This is a genomic window from Streptomyces chiangmaiensis (genome assembly GCF_036281785.1).
Classification (GTDB): Bacteria; Actinomycetota; Actinomycetes; order Streptomycetales; family Streptomycetaceae; genus Streptomyces; species Streptomyces chiangmaiensis.
In genome coordinates, this window is the sequence record NZ_JAYWVC010000019.1 from 65765 (window position 1) to 79221 (window position 13457).

7 protein-coding genes and 1 pseudogene are annotated in these 13457 nt (G+C 72.0%); all 8 read right to left on the reverse strand.

Annotation, left to right across the window (positions count from 1 at the left end; translation table 11 throughout):
- Positions 1-53: 53 nt before the first annotated feature.
- A complete protein-coding gene (locus VXC91_RS09190; protein WP_329506487.1) occupies positions 54-1853 on the reverse strand; it encodes a GMC family oxidoreductase in 1800 nt (599 codons plus the stop codon).
- Between the two features lie 28 nt (positions 1854-1881).
- Positions 1882-3522 (reverse strand): succinic semialdehyde dehydrogenase, encoded by a 1641-nt coding sequence (locus VXC91_RS09195; protein ID WP_329506489.1) that lies wholly within the window; start codon positions 3520-3522, stop codon positions 1882-1884.
- Between the two features lie 257 nt (positions 3523-3779).
- Positions 3780-5429 (reverse strand): serine/threonine-protein kinase, encoded by a 1650-nt coding sequence (locus VXC91_RS09200; RefSeq protein ID WP_329506490.1) that lies wholly within the window; start codon positions 5427-5429, stop codon positions 3780-3782.
- Positions 5430-5520: 91 nt separating this feature from the next.
- Positions 5521-7185, reverse strand: a complete 1665-nt coding sequence (locus VXC91_RS09205; RefSeq protein ID WP_329506491.1) for a serine/threonine-protein kinase — start codon at positions 7183-7185, stop codon at positions 5521-5523.
- 171 nt (positions 7186-7356) lie between these two features.
- Positions 7357-7515, reverse strand: a complete 159-nt coding sequence (locus tag VXC91_RS09210; protein WP_329506502.1) for a hypothetical protein — start codon at positions 7513-7515, stop codon at positions 7357-7359.
- A 31-nt stretch (positions 7516-7546) separates the two neighbouring features.
- On the reverse strand, positions 7547-9175 hold the full coding sequence (locus tag VXC91_RS09215; protein WP_329506492.1) for a serine/threonine-protein kinase: 1629 nt from the start codon (positions 9173-9175) through the stop codon (positions 7547-7549).
- A 230-nt stretch (positions 9176-9405) separates the two neighbouring features.
- Entirely contained in the window at positions 9406-12015 is a 2610-nt protein-coding gene (locus VXC91_RS09220; protein ID WP_329506493.1) for a protein kinase, read from the reverse strand.
- Positions 12016-12186: 171 nt separating this feature from the next.
- Positions 12187-13457 (reverse strand): annotated as a pseudogene (locus VXC91_RS09225) (serine/threonine protein kinase); the annotation flags it as partial.

The following is a 13457-nucleotide window of genomic DNA, read 5'->3' on the forward strand; positions in this document are numbered from 1 at the left end:
GGAAGAAGGACCTGGGCTCGGAGGGGGGCACAGGTCCTTCTTCCATTGTTCTGCTACTTCTTCGGCGGCACCGCCGGTATTCCGAGGAACGGCAGCCTCAGCGCCCCGAACGCCTCCGCCGGCACCACCGGACGCCGGGGTTCCACCGGCTTGAGGCGTTCGTACCCCGCCCCCTGCGCCGGACGCGGGTCGGCCTGCCCCTTGTTCGGCCAGTACGACATCGCCCGTTCGGCCTGAGCCGTGATCGTCAGAGACGGGTTGACACCCAGGTTCGCCGACACCGCCGCACCGTCGACCACCGAGATGCCGGGGTGGCCGTACAGCCGGTGGTACGGATCGATCACTCCCGTCTCGCGTGAGGCGCCGATCGGACAGCCGCCGAGGAAGTGGGCGGTCAGCGGGGTGCCCATCAGCTCGCCCACGTTGCTGCCCGGGAAGCCGTTGATCTCGTCGGCGATCGCGGACGCCGCCTCCGAGGCGGCCCTGATCTGCTTCGGGTTCGGGGCGCCGTGCCCCTGCCGGGCGGTCAGCAGGCCCTTCCCGGGGCCCTTCGGCTTCAGGTGCGTCGTCAGGGAGTTGTCCAGCGACTGCATCACCAGGCCGATGATGGTCCGCTCCGACCAGCGGCGGTTGGAGAGGGAACGGATCAGCAGCCACGGGTGGCGGGCCACGTTCACGAGCCAGGCCAGGGCGCGGGACGAGCCCTCCGCGTACGGGACCTGGAGGATCGACAGCCCGCCCATCGCGTTCGACCCCTTGCCGTAACGGACCGGCTCGATGTGCGTGTTCTCGTCCGGGTGGATCGAGGACGTGATCGCCACGCCTTTCGTGAAGTCGACCTTCGCCTCGCCGTGCGCCTTGCGGTAGCGGCGGTTGTCCGTCTGCGCGCCGACCAGCGCCTCGGAGTTGGTGCGGGTCAGTTCGCCCAGCCGGTCCGAGATATGGGGCAGCTGGCCGTTCGTCTTCATGCGGTGCAGCAGGGACTGCGTGCCGTACGTACCCGCCGCGACGACGACCTGTCGCGCCTTGAAGAGCCGCCCCGGCCCCTTGCGCTTCTCGTCCGTCGGCAGGGTCGCGACGGCGTATCCGCCCTGCGAGTCGTCCGTGACCGACACGACTGTGGTCATGGGGTGCACGACCGCGCCGGCCTTCTCGGCGAGGTAGAGGTAGTTCTCGTTCAGGGTGTTCTTCGCGCCGTGGCGGCAGCCCGTCATGCACTCGCCGCACTCGGTGCACGCCCGGCGTGCGGGTCCGGCCCCGCCGAAGTACGGGTCCGGGACCTCCTCGCCGGGCGTGACGGTGGCCGTGCCGTCCGCGTCGTCGCCGTCGCCGAAGAAGACGCCCACCGGCGCCATGTGGAAGGTGTCGCCCACACCCATCCTCCGGGCGGCCGCCTTGAGATGGACGTCCGACGGCGTGAGGGTCGGGTTGAGCCGTACCCCCAGCATGCGCCGCGCCTGGTCGTAGTACGGCTTCAGCTCCTCCTGCCAGTCGGTGATGTCCTTCCACTGCGGGTCGTCGAAGAAGGCCTTCGGCGGTACGTAGAGGGTGTTGGCGTAGTTGAGGGAGCCACCGCCCACCCCGGCGCCCGCGAGCACCATCACGTTGCCCAGCAGGTGGATGCGCTGGATGCCGTACATACCGAGGGCCGGTGCCCACAGATAGTTCCTGAGGTCCCAGGAGTTCTTCGGCAGCGACTCACGCGTGAAGCGGCGTCCGGCTTCCAGGACGCCCACGCGGTAGCCCTTCTCGGCCAGCCGCAACGCGGTGACCGAGCCGCCGAAACCTGAGCCGACGACGATGACGTCGTAGGCGTCATCGCCCTGATCGCGGACAGAGTTCTCCTGTGACACGTGCTCTCCTCGTCGAGAGTGGTGCTGCCTAGCGGAGGCGGAACGCCTTCATCACACGAAGGCTGCGGCTCATGAACGCCGCGTACTTCTCGTCGTCCATGCCGAGCGACGGGGCCATCGGCAGCAGCCGCTGGTGGGCCACGGTCTGGGCCTCGGTGTACTTGAGAATGCCCTCGGAGCCATGGCGGCGGCCGAGGCCGGAGTCCTTCATGCCGCCCATCGGCGACTGGACGCTGCCGTAGGCGGGCGCATAGCCCTCGTTGACGTTGACCGTGCCGGTGTGCAGCCGGGCGGCGACCTCACGGCCGCGCCGGCCGTCCTTCGTCCAGACCGAGGAGTTCAGGCCGTACGCCGTGGAGTTGGCGCGCTCGATCGCCTCGTCCTCCGTGGTGAAACGGTAGATCGACACGACCGGGCCGAAGGTCTCCTCCGCGCAGACCGCCATGGGCGCCTCGACTCCGTCGAGGATGGTGGGCTCGTAGAAGTAGGGGCCGATGTCCGGGCGGGCGACTCCGCCGGCCAGGACCTTCGCTCCCTTGGCCACGGCCTCCTCGACGTGCTGGGTCACGGTCCGAAGCTGTCGCTCGCCGACCAGCGAGCCCATGTCGGCGCCGTACGCGAGGGAGGTGCCGAGCCGCATCGCCTTGGTACGGGCCGCGAACCGCTCCACGAAGGCGTCCGCGATCGACTCGTGGACGTACAGCCGCTCGATGGAGATGCAGAGTTGGCCGGCCGAGGAGAAGCAGGCGCGCACGGCCCCGGCGGCCGCCTTCTCGATGTCGGCGTCCTCGAGGACCAGCATGGCGTTCTTCCCGCCGAGTTCGAGCGAGACGCCGACCAGACGGGCGGCGGCGCCCTGCGCCACCTCACGACCGGTGCGGGTGGAGCCGGTGAAGGAGACGTAGTCGGCGTGCTTGACGACCTCCGGGCCGACGACCGGGCCGTCGCCGATGACGACCTGGAAGACCTCGGCGGGCAGCCCCGCCTCGATCAGCAGGTCACGTGCCCACAACGCGGTCAGGCACGTCTCCGTGTCGGGCTTCATCACGACGGCGTTGCCCGCGACGAAGGCCGGAAGCGCGTCACCGACCGACAGTTCCAGGGGGTAGTTCCAGGGCGCGATCTGGCCGACGACGCCGCGCGGGTGGCGGAGTTCGGTGACGCGCGTGAGCGTGGGTACGGCTCCCGTGTGCCGCTTGGGCCTCAGGTACGAGGGGGCCTTGCGACCGTAGTGGCGGGCCGCCACGGCGACGGCCTGCACCTCCTCGTGGGCGTGGAGGCGGGCCTTGCCGGTCTCCAGCTGGATCAGATCCAGGACCTCGGCCTGGCGGGCCAGCACCAGGTCATGGAAGCGCAGCAGGACGGCTGCGCGCTGCCGTACGGGGGTGGCTTCCCAGGCCGGCTGGGCCTTGCGGGCCCGGGCGAAGGCCTCGGCCACGTCCTCGGGCGTGGACTCCGGCAGATCGGCCAGCTTCTCGCCGGTGAACGGCGTGTGGTTGGCGGTGCGGCCGGAGCCGGCCACTCCCTTGGTGAGCTGGGCCACCAGCTCGGGCGTGACCACGTCGACGGCGGTGCGGGCGCCGGCGGGGGCGGGCGCGAGGGGGTTGGTGCCGGCCGTGCCCGAACCGGTCTTGTCTGTGGCCTTCTCCGGGGCCTGCGAGTCCGTCATGAGGCGCAGGGTATGCCGGGGCGGAGCGTTTGGGTACCCGTCGGTAACGGGCTTTCACGGGGTGTCCACACCACGCCAGTGATCGCTGGCAGCAAACGCCCCGATCAGGGCGTTGTCGGAAGCCCACCACACTGGTGACGACCTTCGGGCGGGTCCGGGCACCTTTTCCGCACGACCCGGCATGTGGAGTCGGTGAGCATGCCCGGAAGGACGTGCCGGGCTCCGGCCGCCCGTGAGGAGGGCGCACGGCGTTTCGTCTACAACCTGTCGACGTCCAGGTTCGCGATCGCCGTCCGCGCCACCTCGCGGCCGCGTTCCGTGAAGTCGCCCTCGCCCGGGTAGCCGACGGTGAGCTTGTACATGTCACCGGCGGTGTTCTTGTAGTAGAAGATCTTCAGCTCGCGCGGGCGCTGGTGCCGGCTGTCGTTCGTCCTGTAGGGAACCGTGTTCTCCGCGGCCTGCCTGCCGTGGTACCGGGTCTCCTCCGGGTGCGTCTTCTTCGGGCCCGAGGGCATCTGCAGTTCATAGGCGCCGCTGTCCTTGAACTCGCCGTTGTCGGCGTACATCTCGGCCGCCGACGAGTCCTTGATCTGGTGGGAGGAGTCCTCGGACTTCTTCGCCAGCTGCAGTGTGACCGAAATGCTGCCGCTCCAGTCGGAGTACATCACCCAGTTCTTGTCGGTGGCGTCCTTCTCTGGCCTGCTCACCTGATAGTCGGCGGGCACCGCAAGCGTCGCGCCCAGCGCCTTCTCCTGATGCTGCGTCCAGCCGTCCGGCAGCGGTCCCGCGAACGGGTCCGCGACGACCAGCCAGACCGCCACCGCCATGGCGACGACTCCGGCGCCGATCCCGAGCAGCGCCTTGCGGCCGAGGCGTATGCCCCTGCCGCCGGGGACGGTGAGCGGCACGCCCTGTGTCGGCTGCGGCTCTCTCGCCGCTTCGTCCAGCAGTCGGCGGACCTCGGTCGCGTTCGGGCGGCGCCCGGGATCCTTGTTCAGCAGGCCGTTGATCGCGTCGGCGAGCGGGCCCCGGGCGGAGGCCGGGGCCGCCGGGGCGGCGTGGAGGACGGACTGGAGGGTGGCGGGCGTGTTGGCGCGGCGGAACGGCGAGACACCCTCCGTCGCCGCGTACAGCACCACGCCCAGCGACCACAGGTCGGACGCCGGTCCGGGGCGCCGGCCCAGCACCCGCTCCGGCGCGATGTACTCGGGCGAGCCGACGAAGCCCCCCGTGTCCGTCAGACTCGTCTCGCCCTCGATCTGCGCGATGCCGAAGTCGGTGAGGACGACACGGTCGTACCGGCCGAGCAGGACGTTGTCGGGCTTCACGTCGCGGTGCAGGATGCCGGCCGCGTGCGCGGCCTCCAGCGCACCGAGCACCTCGAGGCCGATCCTCGCCGCCTCGCGCACTCCGAGCGTGCCCTCCTGGAGCACATCGCCCAGGGACCGGCCCTGCACCAGCTCCATCACGATCCATGGCCTGCTGTCGACCACCGCCACGTCGTGCACGTTCACGACGGCGGGGTGGTCGAGACGCGCGGCCGCCCGTGCTTCACGGCGCATCCGCTCGTAGGCGTTGGCCTGTTCGCGCTCGGGCAGGTGGTCGGGAACCCTGGGTTCCTTGACCGCCACCTCACGGTCCACCGTCTCGTCCTTGGCCCGCCACACCGTGCCCATGCCGCCGTGGCCGAGCTTGGCGAGCAGCCGGTAGCGCCCGGCGACGAGCCGCCCGGCCCCCGAGTCCCGCGGCGCGTCCGGTACGACCTGTGTGGAGGCCGCCGGGGGCTGGGAATCGGCCTGCGGCTGCGCGTACGGGTTTCCCGGGTACGGCGCGATGGGCCGTGGCGGTTGCAGTCCGAAACTCGTCGGCTCGTCGGGCCGCTGAGGCCCTCCCCCGTGGTTGCTCATACGTCCATGCTTATCGTGCGGGCGCTTCGTCAGCCACCTCTGTCCCACACCGGTCACAGACCCGTGACCCACCGCACGATGTGTCTCCGGTTCAGGACGGCACGAACGTGTCGACCGCGACGTCGAAGTACTCCTTCGCCTCCCGCACCTTCCCGACCGGCGCCGACACCCACACGTCGTACATCCGGCCGCCCTGCTCCCAGCACAGGTCGTAGGTGTGCCGCGGGCCCTCGGCCGCGGAGAAGCCGTTCCAGGTGAACTCCCAGAGCGCCGCCGGGTTCCCGTCGTGCGACGTCGCGTCGACCCGGCCGTCCCGGTAACCGGGGTTGCTGGAGGGCCCGTCGGCGGCCGCGCGCCGCATCACCGCGAGCGGGCCGCCCTCTTCGGGATCGGCCACCTTGATGCCGATGCGGAAGGTCCGGCCGGGCGACATGTAGAAGATCCGCTCGCCCTGCGGGACGCGTGTGAACTCCTCCGGCACGGCGAGCGAGAACCCGCCCGCATCCTGCACCTGCCGGTACCCCGAGGGGGCCCCGTGAACCGAGGCCGAGGCCGATGCGGACACCGGCGCCGAGGACGGCGAGCGTGTCAACGTCACCGTGGGAGCGGCCGAGGGTCCCGGGGCCGACGGGCCGGACGGGCCGGTGCCCACGGGCGTGCGCGGCGGTGCCGAACTCGCCGGGGCTCCACCGGCGTTGCCGCCGTCGCGCAGCAGCAGCGCCGCCGCGGAGACGCCCGCTCCCGCCATCGCCGCGACCAGGGCGGCAGCGATGAGCGCGCCCCGTGCGGACGGCTTCCCGGAGCGTGCCCCGGCCGCTGGCTGCGGTGCGGCCACCTCCGACACCTCCCAAGGCACCGGCGGTACGGCGCGCCGGGGCATGTCCCGATGGGGCAGCGTGTACGCCACCGGCACCCTGGGCGTGCGTCCCGTCTCCAGGAACTCCCGCAGCAGCCGCTCCGCCTCCGCCCCGTCCAGTCGCCGGTCCGGATCGCGCTCCAGCAACCCTCGTACGACGGGAAGGATCGGCTGTGCCTGCACGGGCGGACGGATGTCGTCGACGACCACCGCATGCAGGATCCCGCCCAACGAGTCGCGCCGGAACGGCGACTCGCCGCTCAGCACGGCGCACAGCAGCGCGCCCAGCGACCACAGGTCGGACTCGGGTCCTGTCCGCACCCCGGACATCCGCTCGGGCGCGGTGTACTCGGGCGAGCCGACGAAGGAGCCGCTCTCGGTGAGCGTCGTGGCGCCCGCGACCTGCGCGATGCCGAAGTCGGTGAGGACGACACGGTCGGTTCCCGCCTCCATCAGCACGTTCGCGGGCTTGAGATCGCGGTGCAGCACACCCGATTCGTGCGCGTGGCGCAGCGCGCCCAGCAGGGCGATGCCGATGCGGGCGGCCTCGCGAGCGTCGACGGGACCGCGGTCGGCGATGCGTTCGGCGAGCGAGCCGCCTTCGATGAGCTCCATCACGATGTAGGGACGCTCGTCGTGCACGACGACGTCGTGCACGACGATGATGTGCGGGTGCCGCAACTGGGCGACCGCGCGAGCCTCCCGCAGGGTGCGCTCGCGCTGCAGCCGGGCCTCCTCGGTGGAGAGCGAGGTGTCGAGGACGAGCTCCTTGACCGCGACCTGCCGGCCGAGCAACGCGTCGGTCGCCCGCCAGACGACGCCCATGCCGCCCCGGCCGATCCGCTCCTGAAGCCGGTACCGGCCCGCTATCACACGGACGTTCTCCCCCTCGGTCCCCATGAGCCCCATGATGCCGCATCGGACGGACGCCTTCCGGGACGGCGATCGGCCAAGTATGCCGCCGCCCCAAGACAGCCGGTGGCACGCTCCAGGGAACTCAGGCCTCGGCGCGGACCATGCTGGACCGGATCGACGAGGCCACCGCGATGGAACGGTGCCTCAACCCTCGCATCAAGGAACACATTCGGCCGGGGTCACCGGGGTGTTGCTGCGGCGGAACGGCGAGACGCCCTCCGTCGCCGCGTACAGCACCACGCCGAGCGACCAGAGAGCGGAGGCAGGACCCGGCCGCTTCCCCAACACCCGCTCCGGGGCGATGAGAGCGACCACAGTGACAGCGGAACCTTCTGTTCCACTCCGATCAACCCTCCCGGAAGCCCCGCAGGATCCAGTCGAACTGCTTTCTGGTGGTGGCCCAGTCGTCGGCCGGCGAGGCCGCGTAGATGGCGTACTCGGTGCCGTCACTCTCCATGTACCCGACGTCGATCGCGCGGTAGGGCCCCGGGAAGTAGTGCGGCGCGTCCTTGGCCAGCGCGTTCCACGTGTACTCCCAGCGGACGCCCGGCAGGTCGCGGAAAAGCTCCTCCTTGAGGCTCAGCTGCTTGTAGTCCCGCAGCCGCCGTGAGATCCGCTGGTTCAGGTAGCTCATGTGCTCGTACGAGGTGCGGAAGTCCGGCGCGGTGTCGACGGCGACCCGCACGAGGTGCTTGCCCTTGTCGGGCGAGTAGTCGACCTGCCGGAGGCCGTCCTGGTCGATGGAGACGGACCGCTTCCACCCCTTGGGCAGGGAAATGCTGAAGCCCGCCGGATCCTTTTTGCGCACCCAGCCCTCGGGGATGCCGCTCCCGGCCTGCTGCGAACCCGGGGCAGGCGTCGCCGAGTCCGAGGTCGGCGGGGTGCCGACGGACACGCCGGTGCCGTCGTCCCGGTTCGCGAACCGGTTCGCGGCCACCGCGCCCGCCGCACCGACGATCGCGGCCACCGCGAGGACCACCGCGACCGTACGGCCGCGGCGGCGCCTGCGGGACGCGGTCGGCGGAGCGGACTGGAGCCGGGTGCGCCCGATCGCCTGGGCCTCGCGCGCCTCCCTTCGCCCCGGTGCGTTCGCGGTCGTGTCCTCGCGGTGCGGCAGGTCCACGTGCTGCGTCGCCACATACTCCTGTGCCGACTTCGGCCGCCGTCCCTCGGCGGCCTCGGCCAGCATCTGCTCCAGCTGTGCCGCGCCGGGCCGGTGTGCCGGATCCTTGCTCAGCAGGGCCGCGATCACCGGACCCAGCGCGCCCGCGAACTGCGGCGGCTCCGGGTTCTCGTCGACCACGGCCTGCATGGTGGTCAGCGGCGAGGTACGGCGGAACGGCGACCTGCCCTCCACCGCCGTGTACAGGGTGGCGCCGAGCGCCCAGAGGTCGGAGGCGGGGCCCGGGTCGTGGCCGCGGACCCGCTCGGGAGCGAGGTAGTCGACGGACCCGACGATCTCCCCCGTACGCGTGATGGTCGAGTCGCCCTCGACCTGCGCAATGCCGAAGTCGGTGAGCAGCACACGTCCGTCGGTGGCGAGCAGCACGTTGCCCGGCTTCACGTCGCGGTGGAGGACGCCCGCCGCGTGCGCGGCGCCCAGCGCGCGCAGTACCCACATCCCGATGCGCGCCGCCTCGGCGGCCTCGATACGGCCGTGTTCCTTGACCGCGTCCGCCAGCGAGCCGCCTTCGACCAACTCCATGACGATCCACGGCCGGTTGTCGTGCTCCAGGACGTCGTGGATGGTGACGACGGCGGAGTGATTGATACGCGCGGCGGCCCGGGCCTCGGCGTGGGTCCGGGCGAGCAGCACGGCACGGTCGCTCTCCGTGACGTACAGGGCGGCCGTCAGTTCCTTGATGGCGACCACCCGGTGCAGCACCTCGTCGTGGGCGCGCCACACCCGGCCCATGCCGCCGCTGCCGATGGAATCGACGAGCCGGTAGCGGCCCGCGAGGAGCAGGCCCTGCATCTGATTCACGTTCCCCCGCAATGCTCTTGACGAGGTCACATTAGAGAGCGGCCTTCGCGCAGGGAAACGGCGGGGGTGGAACGGAGACCGCACTGTGACGGTTCTCCCTTCCGTGTACGGGACGGAACCACCGCACTCTCAGCCCAATCGGACCACGTTGCTCCTGCGTTGAACGAGCTTTGTGAGGTTCGTGGGACGTGCGGCACGGGGTGACCGGTGACGTACAGTGGTCAACCGGTCGCCTGATAGGTCTGCTCCGCCTGCTCGTACAGGCGGGTCACCTCGTCGCGCTCGGCCTCCGGGCCACGGACCTGCACCACGTGGTAGCGGCCGCCGGCCACAACGACGAGATTACGCACGAACAGCTCGCGTCCGTCGCTGTCCGCCCAGGTGAACTGCCCTTCGACCAGGGTCCGTCCGCCGACGTCGATACGCCGCATCCCACTGGAGGTGGCCCAGGTCGAATCGCGGAACGGCTGCAGTTCGGGCTCGGACTCCCGCTGGTAGGACAGCGGATCGCCGCCGTACGTGGCGGTGCTGTCGCGTCCGGGCACCACGATCAGCTCGAAGTCGCCCTGGGAGTAGACGACCTGACTGCGCCCGTTCTCGGGCGTGCGGACCCAGCCGTCGGCGACCGCGACCCGGAATCCCTCCGGGTCCTCACGCACGGTGAAGCCCCGAGCGACCTGGGTCTCGCTGGTCTGCGCCTCGGCCGAACCGGCCGACGTCGAGGAGCTCTTGGATCCCGCCGGGCCGGGCTGCCGCGCGCCGCCCGTGGCGGACCCCCGCGGAGCCGGGCCGACATCCCCGGCGGTACCGGTGCGCTCCCCCACCGTGCCACTGCCACCGCGGCCGCCGGAGTCGGCCTTCGGCATGAACACCATGGCATACGCGATCGCCGCGGCCAGTGCGAGCAGGATCAGCAGGAGCAGGGTGCGGCCGAGCCTGTGGGGCCGCGACGGGCGGTCGTCCCTGGCCCGTCTGTGACGGGCGTGGGTGGTCGCAGGGAGCCCGGCACGGCGCCTGCGGACCAGCTCCCCACGGCGACGCACGATCGGCAGCCGCCCGGGGTCGACCGGCGGGGCCGCGACGACATGCGCGCCCGCGTCCGGTTCGGGTGCGGACCTGACGAGGGAACGCAGCCAGCCTCGCAGTTCCTCGAAGTCGGGCCGGTCGATCGGATCCTGACGCAGCAGCGACTCCACGACGGGGCGCAGCGCCCCGCATTCCTCGGCGAAGGCGGGCGGTTCGGCACAGACGAGCTGGACCAGCTCCGCGGTGTTCTCCTCGGGGTACGGCGCGTGGCCCTGGACGGCACGGAACAGCAGCGCCCCCAGTGCCCAGAGGTCGGTCGCGGGCCCGATCGGCGCGGCCAACTGCCAGTTCTCGTGCACCGGTCCGGCCTGCTCGGGTGCCCATCGCTCCGTGACGGGCCCGACGACGGCCATCCGCGCCTGCCGCGCGCGCTCGGCGGCCAGCGCGGTGACGGGGCCGCGGTGGTTCCAGCGGGAGCCGGGAGCGGTCGAGGCGGCGCCGGTCGCACCGGTGGTCGCGGTCTCGTACGGGCCGCCCGTGCCCGAGCCGGGAGTGCCGTACGGGTCGCTGCCCTCGCCCTGAGGCGCGGAGGTGCCGCCCGGCAGTGCGGCGTGCCCCCGGTCGTAGGCGGCGGGCGCAGCGGGACGAGGGACCGCGCCGTGCCAGGACGTCGTGCGGCCCACTCCATAGGGGTCGACGATCTGCCCGGGCGGCGTGTCGGAGCGCTGCTCCACCACCTCTCCGGGCGCCTGCGACGGTGTCGCCGTGCCGTTGTCGGCGGTACGCGGCCCCGGCAACGCCGTCCGGCCGCCGTGCTGTTCCTCCTGCACCCGGGCCGCGGCACGCGCGCCCGCGCGGTACGCCGCGATCGCCCCGGCCCGGGCCGCACGCACGTCTTCGGCGGACTCGAGCGCACGGGGTCCCACGGCGGGCGCAGCACCACCGGGCGTACCGGCGCCCGGAACCGTGCCGTCGGCCCGAGCCTCGATCGCGGCCCGCCGCGTGGCCTCCGGATCCACGCCCCTCGCGGGCTCGCCCACGGACCCGAACGTGCCCGTACCGGGCCCGTCGACGGCCGGCCTTCCGAGGCCCCTGCCCCCGGTGCCGGTGCCCGCGGGGGCGCCGGGCCGAGACCCCGGTGCGTCACCGCCCCCGTCCGACGCCCCGTCGCCCCGCCCGAAGTCCCGTGGGGGCACCGGGTCGTAGCCGCACAGCGCCTCCTCCGCCGCCCCGGCCGCCAGACCGGTCAGCATCACGCGTCCGTCGTCGCAGACGAGAACCGTGTGCGCGGTGATGTTCCGGTGCACCCAGCCGTGGGCGTGCAGCACGCGCAGCGCCATGAGCACGTCGGAGGCGACCTCGGCCGCCCGGTACGGCGTCAGCGGCTTCTCCTCGAGCAGGGCCCCCAGTGGACGTGCGGCCACCAGCTCGCTCACTATCCACAGCGAACCGCCCTCGGCGAACACGTCGAAGACCTGGTCGAGCCGGGGGTGGTCGGGTATCTGCGCGGCGGCCTGCGCCGCCTCGATCGCACGGCGCACCGCGGGCTCGGTGGGCCCTCGCGCGGCCGCCGTGCGGGTGGAGGCGCCGCGGGACCTGCCCTCCCGCGCCACGAATCCCTCGGGCAGTCCGTTCGCGTCGAGCACCTCGGCCTCGACGACCTCGGGCAACGGCACCTGCCGGACGAGGACTTCTTGCCCGCTGTAGGTGTCGAAGGCGCGGGTCTCGGTCAGTTCGTACTCGTCGGCGGGCGGCAGCGGCAGGCGGTAGCGGTCGGCGAGTACCCGCCCCGCATAGTCGTCCACGATGCCTCCCTCCGGCCGCCCGGTTGGTCAATTCCGCTCGCTTTGCGTCCCGTTCTGGATGCGTACGGTCCGCAATCCCTCACGATACGTGCCGGAGGCAACCTGCAACCCGGGGATGACATATCTCCCCGCCATGCACCCGCGTCGAACATCAGCGCGGTGCGCGGAACGTCACGACTTCGGACGAAAGGTCCCGGTCAGCGCTTTCCAGGTGTCCTCACGCGGATCGCTGTCCCAGTCGGACGCCTTCGCCGTGAACAGCAGTGCGTAACCCTGATGCGAGTTGACGACGAATCCGCGGTCGATCACGCGGTAGGTGGTGCCTTTCTCCGAGTAGGAGAACTCCCAGTCGGCAGTGTTCCAGCCGCGGTAGTCCACCTGCGCGATGCGGATCCGCTTGTACTGGGAGCGCGTCATGTAGCCCTCCTGGTTCTCCCAGTCGGCCACCGGGTCGTCCTTGGGCGTGGACGTCCAGGCGACGAGCAGTCGCTGCCCGTCGGGGCCGGTGAAACGGTCCCCGGCGGAGTCCGACGAGCGGTACCTCCAGCCGTCCGGGAGCCCGATCGAGTAGCCCTGACCGCCCTTGTACGTCTTCACCGCCTCGTCGTCCGGCGAGGCGGACGATCCGCTGCCGCTCGCACCGGCGCTCGCGGCCGGCGAACTGTCCGTCGTGTTCTGCTCGCCCGGGCCTTCGGTCGCGGTGTCGCTGTCCGTGTGCGAACCGCCGCCCTTGGTCCCGCTGCCGGCGGTCGCGCCGCTGGACACGGCGGCCTTGGTGGAGCCCTTCTTGTTGTCCCGCGAGCCGCTGTCGCCACCACGGAGGGTCAGCGCGAGCACGGTCCCGAGCACGGCGAGCGCCACGACGACGGCGACGATCACCAGCGTCCGCTTCGGCATCACATCGGTGAGCGGGGCCCGGGGCGGCTGGGCCGGGCGCGGCGGCCGGTCCGGGTCCGGGACGAGAGGCCATCCCGAACTCGGCTTCGCAGAATCGGAGTTCGATCCGAAGACGGCAGTGGTGTCACGTGTGCCGGACGACGCGGCCGCCGGACGGGGCACACCGGGCGTCCCGTCCGCGGGCGCCGCCGGGATCCCGGACGAATCGTCCTCGGCCGCCTCCGCGGTCGCGGACCCCGACCCCTTGGACCGCGCGGCCGTGGCGGCGGCCGCCGTGGCCGCACCGGCCGACACCGCGGCCTTGCGCACGGACCTGAGCGCCCCGCGCAGCCGCTCGGCGGCCTCCTCGCCCCGCTTGACGCCCGGACCCGAGGCGTCCTCGGCCGCCTTGCCCGAAGGCCCCTCGGGCAGCGGTGGCAGGGCCACGACCCGGGTCGCGTCCGCCGGCACCTCCTCCTCGAGATCGGGTGCGTGGAGGACCTCGTCGAGCATCGCCCGTGCGCCCCGGTCGTCCAGCCGCTGCTGGGGGTCCTTGGCGAGCAGCC